This is a genomic window from Nocardia testacea NBRC 100365 (genome assembly GCF_000308775.1).
Taxonomy (GTDB): Bacteria; Actinomycetota; Actinomycetes; order Mycobacteriales; family Mycobacteriaceae; genus Nocardia; species Nocardia testacea.
Genome location: NZ_BAGJ01000148.1, coordinates 1 through 7,985 on the forward strand (window position 1 = coordinate 1; position 7,985 = coordinate 7,985).

General features: G+C 71.9%; 6 protein-coding genes. 4 read left to right on the plus strand and 2 right to left on the minus strand.

What is annotated here, in order from left to right:
- Window positions 1-17 precede the first annotated feature (17 nt).
- From ON38_RS20485 to ON38_RS20495, 3 genes are all read left to right on the plus strand, one after another.
- Window positions 18-188: a YbdD/YjiX family protein gene (locus ON38_RS20485; protein WP_083872903.1), complete on the plus strand. Its 171-nt coding sequence runs from the start codon at window positions 18-20 to the stop codon at window positions 186-188.
- Window positions 189-431: 243 nt separating this feature from the next.
- On the plus strand, window positions 432-1,967 hold the full coding sequence (locus tag ON38_RS20490) for an Ada metal-binding domain-containing protein (RefSeq protein ID WP_051165008.1): 1,536 nt from the start codon (window positions 432-434) through the stop codon (window positions 1,965-1,967).
- Window positions 1,967-2,497 carry a methylated-DNA--[protein]-cysteine S-methyltransferase gene (locus ON38_RS20495; RefSeq protein ID WP_051165006.1) on the plus strand — a complete coding sequence of 177 codons (531 nt, stop codon included), beginning with the start codon at window positions 1,967-1,969 and terminating at the stop codon, window positions 2,495-2,497. The genes ON38_RS20490 and ON38_RS20495 overlap by 1 nt, the downstream gene beginning before the upstream one ends.
- Before the next feature lie 9 nt (window positions 2,498-2,506).
- Here ON38_RS20495 and ON38_RS37925 read toward each other — a convergent pair whose 3' ends face one another.
- Entirely contained in the window at window positions 2,507-5,773 is a 3,267-nt protein-coding gene (locus ON38_RS37925; RefSeq protein WP_039826529.1) for an AAA family ATPase, read from the minus strand.
- Window positions 5,770-6,969: an exonuclease SbcCD subunit D gene (locus ON38_RS20505; protein ID WP_039826530.1), complete on the minus strand. Its 1,200-nt coding sequence runs from the start codon at window positions 6,967-6,969 to the stop codon at window positions 5,770-5,772. The genes ON38_RS37925 and ON38_RS20505 overlap by 4 nt, the downstream gene beginning before the upstream one ends.
- A 272-nt stretch (window positions 6,970-7,241) precedes the next feature.
- Between ON38_RS20505 and ON38_RS36830 the strand changes: the two genes are divergently transcribed.
- Window positions 7,242-7,985, plus strand: a 744-nt coding sequence (locus ON38_RS36830) for a DUF6542 domain-containing protein (protein WP_083872905.1), incomplete at its 3' end; no start/stop codon positions are given.

Sequence of the window (7,985 nt, forward strand, 5' to 3'; positions counted from 1 at the left end):
GGGCGCTGGCGCGCGGCGTGCGGGCGGTGTTCCGGTACCTGGACTCCGTCGTCGGCGGGCAGGACTACCAGCGCTACCTGGCGCATATGCGCAGGGTGCATCCCGGTCGGCCGGTGGTGAGTGAACGGGACTACTGGCGGGAGCGCTACGCCGACGCGGAACGCAATCCGGGCGCGCGCTGCTGCTGAGCAGGACCGCGAGAGTTACGGCGGGGCCGGTCGCACCGGCCCCGCCGTCGCGTTTCCAGGGCTGCTCTCCCTTACCTCGCTGACCTCCCCACAGTCGCCCCGCCATCGCTGCCACCTCCGACACCCCGGAGGACCGACCCGAACAGCGGACCGGCGAAACCCCCGCGTCTGCCCTGGACGACATCCGGCGCCGATGTCTGTTTTCCGCTAGCTCGCGGCCTCCTGAGCTGACATCGTGTGGGGGTGAGCATCACGGCCCTGGATTTCGAACGCTGCTATCGCGCGGTCTCGGCCCGCGACTCCCGTTTCGACGGGCAGTTCTACACCGCCGTGCGCACCACCGGAATCTATTGCCGGCCGTCCTGCCCGGCGATTACTCCGAAGCGCACCAATGTGACCTTCCTGCCGACCGCCGCCGCGGCCCAGCAGGCGGGTTACCGCGCCTGCCGCCGCTGCCTGCCCGATGCCGCGCCCGGATCGCCGCTGTGGAACACCCGCGCGGACCTGGCCGCCCGGGCCATGCGGCTCATCGGAGACGGTGTGGTGGAACGCGGCGGGGTCCCGGCTCTGGCCTCGGCACTCGGCTACTCGCAGCGTCAGCTCACCCGGGTCCTCACCACCGAACTCGGCGCGGGCCCCTTGGCGCTCGCGCGTGCCCACCGGGCACACACCGCGCGACTGCTCATCCAGACCACCGCCATGTCCATGTCGGATATCGCCTTCGCCGCCGGTTTCGCCAGTATCCGGCAGTTCAACGACACCGTGCGTGAGGTCTTCGCGGTCAGCCCGAGCACCATGCGCACCGAAGCGCAGCGCACCCGCGACCGTGCCGTGCCGGCCGCAAACGGCACCCTGTCGCTGCGGCTGCCCTACCGGGCGCCGCTGGACCGCGATTGGCTCGACTGGTTCCTGTCCGCCCATGTGGCGCCGGGTCTGGAACTCTGGCAGACGACCCCGGACGGGGAGAACCACTACCTGCGCACCATCCGCACACCGCACGGTTACGCCGGGGTCCGGCTCGCGGTCCTGCCCGGGCACGTCCGCGCGGAACTCACCCTGCGCGATATGCGCGACCTCGCGCCCGCGGTGGCCCGGGTCCGGCATCTGCTCGACCTCGACGCCGACCCCGTGGCCATCGACGAGGCCCTCGACAGGCCCGGTGCGGGCAGCGGCACGGACTCGAGCCCGGACGCGCGTTTCTCGCCCGGGATACGGGTACCGGGATGTGTGGACGGACCGGAGTTGCTGCTGCGCACCATGATCGGTCAGCAGATCTCGGTGGCCGCGGCCAATACGCACACGGCCCGGCTGGTAGCCGCCCTCGGCGAACCGGTGGACGGGCCGGTGGGCCGGCTGTTCCCGACGCCGGAGGTGATCGCCGAACGCGGCGCCGAGGTACTGACCGGCCCCGCTCAGCGGATCCGCTGGATCACCGCCGCGGCGGCGGCGCTGGCCTCCGGCGACCTGGTCCTGCACCAGGGCCGGACGGCCGCCGAACTGCGCCGCGATCTGCTCGCGCTCGACGGTGTCGGCCCGTGGACCGCCGACTACGTCACCATGCGGCTGCTGGCCGATCCCGACATCATGCTGCACACCGACCTCGTCATCCGCCGTGGCGCCGTCCGCCGCGGTATCGACCTGACCGATACGACCCGCTGGTCACCCTGGCGTTCCTATCTCTGTATGCACCTGTGGCGCACCGAACTCCGGGCCCGGGCCGAATCCCGGGAATCCGCGGTGCCCACCTCTGATTCCGAAGCGAAAGTGAGTACCGACTGATGTCCACCGCCACCCTGCCCGCACCGCACGCCACCGCGACCGCCGACGTCGCCACCGTCGACACCCCGCTCGGCCCGTTCACCGCGATCGTGGCCGCCGACGGCGCGGTACTGGCGTCCGGGTGGACCGCCGCCCCCGAGGAACTCCGCACCCTCATCCACCCCGGGCTGCGCCCGGCCGACCTGCGCGCCCGCCGGGAGCTGGGTACGGTGACCGACGCCGTCACCGCCTACCACCGCGGCGATACGGCCGCGATCGATCCCGTCCCCGTGCGTCAGCGCTCGGGTGAATTCCTCCAGCACGCGTGGGAGGTGCTGCGCACGGTGCCCGCGGGACAGCCGATCACCTACACCGCCTTCGCCGCGCGCTCCGGCCGGCCCGCCGCCACCCGCGCTGCGGCGAGCGCCTGCGCCCGCAATGCCGCCGCGCTCTTCGTGCCCTGTCACCGGATCGTGCGCACCGACGGCACCCTCGGCGGCTTCCGCTGGGGTCTGGACATCAAGCGGCGGCTGCTCGATCTCGAGGGCTGAGCCGCCCGGTCAGGCGATGGTGGCGTGCAACCGGGAACCGTTGCGACCGCGCACCACGTGCAGGCGGCTGGGTATGCGCTGGCGCATCTCGTCGACATGGCTGACCAGCCCGACCACCCGGCCCCCGGCGCGGAGTTCGTCCAGGACGCCCATCACCGCGTCGAGGGTGTCCGCGTCCAGGCTGCCGAAGCCCTCGTCGATGAACAGGGTGTCGAGAATGATCCCACCCGCTTCGGCCGCGACGGTATCGGCCAGGCCCAGCGCGAGCGCCAGTGAAGCCATGAAGGTTTCCCCGCCCGAGAGTGTGCGAGCGGGCCGGACGGCGCCGGTGTAGTCGTCGCGGATGTCCAGCCCGAGCCCGCCGCGCCGGCCGTGGGCGCCGGCCCGGTCGGTGTGCACGAATTCGTACCGGCCGCCCGACATCCGGCGCAGCCGGGCCGACCCCGCCACCGCGACCTCCTCGAGCCGGGCCGCCAGCACATAGGAGCGCAGCGACATCCGCCGATTGTTCGCGCCGCGGCCCGCGACCACCTCCGCCAGCTCGGCCAGCTCCTGATGCGCCCGCTGCGCGGGGGCGATCAGATCCACTGCCGCCCACAACTGGCCGCACAGGGTCTCCAGCCGGGTGACCCGGTGCACGGCGGCGGAATGGGCCGCGACCGCCTCGTCCAGTGCGGTCCGTGCGGCCCGCACCGCCGCCGCCAGCGCTTCCGGATCGCCGGGCGCGGCGGTGGCGGCGGCCCGGATCTCCGGTTCGTCCAGCACGGCCCGGGCGGCGGCGCGGATCTCCTCGGCCGCGGCGAGGGCGGCGCTCAGTGCGTCCTGCCGCTGCGGGGTCCGGGTCGCGGCGCCGACCAGCGGCGAATAGATCCGCAGCGTCGCCAGCATCTCCTCCGCGCCGGCTCCGGGTCCCCGGTCCGTGTCACCCGGATCACCGGTCGCGGCGAGATCGGAACTCGTAGGCGGTATCAGGCCCGCCGTTGCGGCCAATCGTTCGACCCGCAGCACACAGGTGGCCACCCGTTCCCATGCCGCGCGGACCGCGGCGTGGGTGTCACGCCGGTCGCCCGCGGCGGCGATCAGCGCGTGCAGGCGCTCCCGGCGACGACCGATGGTCCGGTCCCGCCCGGCGGCGGTGCGCAGCTTCTCCTCGATTTCGGCGAGCCGGGTCTGCGCGGACCGGATCCGCGCCGCGACCACTCCGGCCCGGGTCTCGGTCTCGCGCAGTTCATCGTGCAGCGCGCTCTCGTCGCCGCGCAGACGGGTGAGTTCGGCGGCATACGCGTCGGCCGATTCGGCCAGTTCCTCCGCGTCTGCGCACTTCTCGGTGGCCGCGCGCAGTTCGGCCGCGAGCTGTACGCGGTCGGTATCGCCGCCGCGGGCCAGCAGCGCCTCGATCTCCCGCTCCACCTCGGCCAGCGCCGACTGCGCACGGTCGCGGGCCGCGTCGGCGGCGCGTTCCACGGCGACCGCCGCCGCCTCGTCCTCCTTCGACACGGCACCGGCCGCCTGCCGCGCCGGGTGGGGATGCTCGGCCGAACCGCACACCGCGCACGCCTGCCCCTCGACCAGCCGTCCGGCCAGCTCCGCCGCCATCCCGGCCAGCCGCCGCTCGCGCAGGTCCAGGACGTGCTCGCGGGCCTCGAGGTGCCGGGCGCGCACGGTATCGAGATCCACCCGGGCCCGGTCCAGGGTGGCGCGCGCCCGGACCAGGTCCACGGCCGCGCTCGCGGCCTGCTGCAGGCGCCGGAGTTCGCCCCGCAGACCGGGCAGTGTCGCTGTCGCCTCGTCGGCTTCCCGCGCCCGCGCCTGTGCGGCGGCGATTGTCTCGGGTAGCCGGGCCCGGCGTTCGGTGAGCGCGGCCGAGCGCTCGCCGAGTTCGGCCGCCTCGGCGTGGAGTTCGGCCAGTTCGTCGCGCAGGGTGTCGGCCGTGGCCGCGTCGGTTCGGATCTCGCCGAGTTTGCCCAGGAGCGCACTCCACCCGCGGATCGCGGTATCGAGGCCGAGGTCCTCGTCGTAGCCCGCTCGGTCGTCCATCCGGTCCGAATCCTCGGCGTCGGCACCGGAGGCACTGTGCCCGGCCCCGCCGGGACCCGCGTCGAACAGCGCGAACTCGTCCTCCGCCGACTCCGGGGCACCCGCGCGCACGATATCGCCGGAGGGTGTTTCGTCGGCCGGGTCCCCGGCCGACGGACCCAGCACCAGGTGCATACCCGGGATATCCGAACTGTCGGGTTCGGCGGCCAGCCGGGCCAGGCGTTCGGCCGCCGCCGCGGATTCGGCTTCCCGGCTGCGCGCCGCGCGGACCGCGGCCTCGGCCTCGGCCAGCGCCGCGGCCACCGGTTCGGCGCGGCGTGCCCGATCCAGTTCGCCACGATCCGCGGCCCGCGCCGGGGCATCGGCGGCGTACTGCTCGAGCTGCTTCCGGGCCAGTTCCAGCCGGCGTCGCTGCTCGGCCGCCCGCCGCTCCCGTTCGGCCTGCTCATCGGCGCGTGCCGACTCAACGCGGCGCCGATCGAGTTCGTGCTGTGCTCGCTCCACCTCGCCGCGGGCCCCGGCCAGCAGATCCTGCGACCACTCGACCGCGTCCAGAATGTCGATCCGCTCGGTGCGGTCGATCCCGGCCGTCACCGCGACCCGGGTGATCAGATCCTCCACATTGCGCTGCTGGGCGCCGATCTGCTCCCCAGAGGACTTGCGCTGGGCGGTGAGCCACTGTTCGGCCGACCCGAAACGCCCGGTATCGAACAGTTTCTCGAGCAACCTTTCGCGATCCTCGTTCTCCGCGCGCAGGAACTTCGCGAAATCCCCCTGCGGCAGCAGCACCACCTGGAAGAACTGATCGGCGCTCATCCCCAGCAGCCGTACGATCTCGTCGCCGATCTCGTTGATCCGCGAGAGATCGGTGCCCTGTCCGTCCAGCCACGCCAATGTGGCTTTGGCGTTCTCCACCCGGGTCCCGTGGCCGCGCAGCTTCGGCCGCTCGAATTCGGGTTGCCGGGTGAGCCGCAGCCGCCGGCCGCCCAGGGTGGCCTCGAGCACCACTTCCGGGCGGATATGCGCGGGCGCGTGATCGGAGTGCAGCCGTTTGTCCCCCCGCGCCCCCGGCACCCGTCCGTACAGTGCGTAGGCGATGGCGTCGAGCACCGTGGTCTTCCCGGCGCCGGTCTGCCCGTGCAGCAGGAAGAGTCCGTCGGCGCCGAGTTCGTCGAAATCGACGGACGCCGTCTCGGCGAAGGGGCCGAAGGCCGTCATCTCCAGCCGGTGCAACCTCATGCGGTGAGTTCCGTATCGGCCGCCGCCGGGGACGCGCCGATATCGTCGCGGACCACTTCCGTCTCCCGGACCGCGGCGGCCATGGCCCGGGTCAGCCAGTCCATTTCGGAGGCGTTCGGCTCGCCGCGCACATCGGTGAGGAAGGTGCGGGCGATATCGGTGTCGTCGCGGCCGCGCACCCGTTCCCGATAACGCAGGGCCGGATCACCCTGCGGTCTCTCCCATTCCACGTGCACCGCGTACGGGAAACGCTCGCGCAGGCGGCGCATGGCGTCCACCGGACGGGCATAGTCGGTGAGCGATACCGAGACATAGTGTTGTTCGGCCGGTTCGCAGGCGGGATCGGCCAGCAAGTCCTCCAGTGTCCCGCTGAGGTGAGTCAACCCGCGGACCAGGGGTAATGCCAGACCTCGTACCCGCGCCGGCCCGGTCTCGCCGAGGTCCACCAGCCACGCCTGTTTGCGGTGGCTGCGCTCGCCGAACGAGTACGGAAGCGGCGACCCCGAATACCGCACCCCCTCGGCGAGGGTTTGTGGTGAATGCAGATGCCCGAGCGCCACGTAGTCGAAGCCCGGCTCGGTGAACATCCCCAACGGCACCGTCTCCACGCCGCCCACCGAAATCGACCGCTCCGAACCCGTGGCCGCGCCGCCCACCACGAAGGCGTGCGCCAGCAGCACCGTCCGGGTGCGTGGCCGCTGCTCGATATCGGCGCGGATCCGGTCCAGCACGGCCGCGAGCACCTCGGTATGCGACCGTGCCTGTGGCACCCCCAGCTCGCCACGGCAGATCTCCGGCTCCAGATACGGGATGCCGTAGAAGGCGACTTCACCGTGCGCGTCGGACAGCAGCACCGGCCACGCCGAATCGGCCACCGTCGTGCGCAGATACAACCCCCCGGCCGCGGCGAAGCTGGCGCCCGCTCCGAGCCGGGTCGGCGAATCGTGGTTACCGGAGGTGGCCACGATGCGCGCCCCGGCCGCGCGGATGGCTTCGAATCCCCTGTTGCAGACCGCGATCGCGTCCGCACTGGGGATGGAGCGATCGTAGACATCGCCGGGGAGCACGACGGTGTCCACCTCTTCGGCGGCGACGAGCTCGGCGATCGCTTCGAGTACCCGCGACTGGTCGGCCAGCAGGTCCACGCCGTGAAAGGTGCGACCGATATGCCAGTCCGACGTATGCAGGATTCGCATGACGGCGAATTTAGGGCACCGCACCGACAGCTTCAATGCCGGTCCCGATACCCGGGTCGCCACACCGGCAACACGCCGAGACCCGTACCGCCCCTGGCCCGGCGGACGCGTGACCGCTGTGGACAGTGTCTCCAATGCGCCATCGTGTTGCGCACCACCCATATCCCTTGACGGTATGAATACCGCCGCCGACCACCGTTTCCGCACAATCGTGGCACCGGACCCGCCGTGCCGTAACACAGTCGACCCTTCCGGACGATAGTGTTCAATACGTGGCTGCTTCCCAACGAGAGAATTCCCGGGTGCCCGCGCCGCAACGTTCGTTATTGCCGACGGTGCCGGGTGTCCCGGCCTATGCCGCGGTTCTCATCGCTGCGGCCTGCACCTTCCTGGGTTTCCTCATCGATGCCCTCGGCGACGTCACGGACCTCACCGGCACCTTCAGCGCGTTCTACATCTTCGGATGTCTGGCGGCGGTGGCGGCGGTGCGGTTCCGCGGCCTGTTCACCACGATGGTGTTACCGCCGCTATTGCTGTTCGTCGCCGTGCCGATCGCGTATCGCCAGCTCACCGGGACCAGCACCGCCTCGCTCAAGGACATCCTGCTGAACCTGGCGATCCCGCTGGTGCACCGTTTCCCGCCGATGATGCTGGCCACCGTTCTGGTGCTGATCATCGCCGGTATCCGGATCGCGCAGTTCCGCTCGGAGAACGCGGCCCGCGAGACCGCCGCCGCCCGGCGCGGCACGAGCTGGGGCCGCAGCGAACGGCGCGCGACCCGCGGTGAGACCAAGAACCGGGCCGAGAACCGGCCCCGCCGCGAGACCGCGAAGCGGCCGAGCCGCGGACAGGCCAAGCGGCCCGTGGGCGAGGGAAAAACCGCGCGCGGTACCAAGCCCTCGCGCGCCGAGACCCTGGCGGCACGGTCCAAGGCCAACGGCAGGACCAAGGCGAAAGCGCGGCCGAAACGGCCCGAGAACCCCGAGCCCGATTACACCCACGAATCGTTCGACGAA